Annotated in this window: 1 protein-coding gene; it reads left to right on the forward strand. The window is 54.4% G+C overall.

Translation table 11 applies throughout. The features are described from left to right. Window positions 1-722 precede the first annotated feature (722 nt). A complete protein-coding gene (gene nfuA / locus BBW68_RS04050) occupies window positions 723-1,298 on the forward strand; it encodes a Fe-S biogenesis protein NfuA (protein WP_070134108.1) in 576 nt (191 codons plus the stop codon). Window positions 1,299-1,735: the final 437 nt, after the last annotated feature.

Raw genomic sequence — 1,735 nt, forward strand, 5'->3', positions numbered from 1 at the left:
CAGGCCCATTACCGGACCGGAAGACTGTAAGTGAATTTACACAACCTTGACGGACTTGACCGTGAGACCTAGGAGGCATTACCCACGAAAATCTATGCAGCCCAGAACGCGCCAGAATTCCTTTCCTCCCTGTTGGCTATGCCAGATGCCACTCGCTGTGGTCGCTACCTGCGTCGCCCGCCACGCTGGTTGCGGTAACGCCTTGGCAACCCCCACTCAGCCAGCGGGTGAATCGCCGGAAGTTTTATCACGGCACCGCACAGGCGGTAATGCTGGCGCGTTTAATACTGCTATGCTGTTTACTGCGGCGGCGGGAGAACGGGCTGATGCGCCCCGCCCTGCTGCTGAGCGTTCCGCTGCATTATCACCGGGCATGGCGGCGTGGTTATAATCAGTTAGAGGATATCGCCCGCACGCTGGCCCGTTGAACACCGTGCCAATATCTGCCGCATGCGCTAACGAGGGTGAAGGCTGGAAAATTACAGCATCGCCGGCGAAAAAATCTGCGCGGCGCATTTTGCTTGCAACGGAGGTGCGCGGTCTCCATATCGCCTTACTGGACGATGTGGTCACCACCGGCAGTACTGTGGCTGAAATCAGCTGCATTTTACTGGCCTAGGGCGCGGCCAGCGTACAGATATGGTGCCTGTGCCGAACCTTGTAGAGCGTCGGTGATGGGTGTATTATAATAAATGAAATTAGTCAACTATTGAGCAATCGCCATGATCCTGATTACCGACTCTGCACAAGAGCACTTCGCAAAATTGCTGTCAAGGCAGGAAGATGGCACCCAAATCCGCGTATTCGTGATTAATCCTGCTATGCTGACCGCCGAGTGCGGCGTCTCCTACTGCCCGCCCGATGCAGTAGAAGCGACGGATATCGAACTGAAGTTTGAGAAGCTGTCCGTCTTCGTTGACGCGCTTAGCGCCCCTTACTTAGAAGACGCAGAAATCGACTTCGTCACCGATAACCTAGGTTCACAGCTGACGCTGAAAGCGCCGAATGCCAAAATGCGTAAAGTGAACGACGACGCGCCGTTAGTTGAGCGCGTTGAGTACCTGCTGCAGACTCAGATTAACCCGCAGCTCGCCAACCACGGCGGTAAAGTCTCGCTGATGGAAATCACCGATGAAAGCTTCGCCATCCTGCAGTTTGGCGGCGGTTGTAACGGCTGTTCCATGGTTGACGTCACTCTGAAAGAAGGCATCGAAAAAGAGATGCTGGCCGCCTTCCCTGAGCTGAAGGGCGTGCGTGATCTCACCGGGCACCAGCGCGGCGAACACTCGTTCTACTGATTTCCCTCGTTATTTAGCGGGATGGGCACGCCCATCCCATACACTCCCTTCCCCCCCTTCATTTTGACCTTTTTCTAATCTCACCGCGCTTACCCCTGCTGCGATTGGGTGTGGATCTTTCAGCTTACACGTGCTTACTGAAATGAGTTTCCCTAACCTACGGGTCATCATGTTGAATAATACTGGCAGAAGAGTAGTTATTACCAGTATGGGTCTGATTGACTCATTGGGCAACAGCACGATCGGCAGCTGGCAGCGGCTGATCGCCGGGCAATTCGGCATTCGTCACCGCTTCACCTCTTTGTTCAGGCACTCCAGCGTGTTCGTCGAATGGATTTTTAGGTCGAGTCCGTCAAGGTGGTGTAAATTCAGATCCGGCCTTCCGGTCCGGTAATATATCTGTTAAGCGCTGAGTGGCAGCGCCTCGATTACATCGT

The organism is Candidatus Erwinia dacicola, assembly GCF_001756855.1.
GTDB lineage: Bacteria > Pseudomonadota > Gammaproteobacteria > Enterobacterales > Enterobacteriaceae > Erwinia > Erwinia dacicola.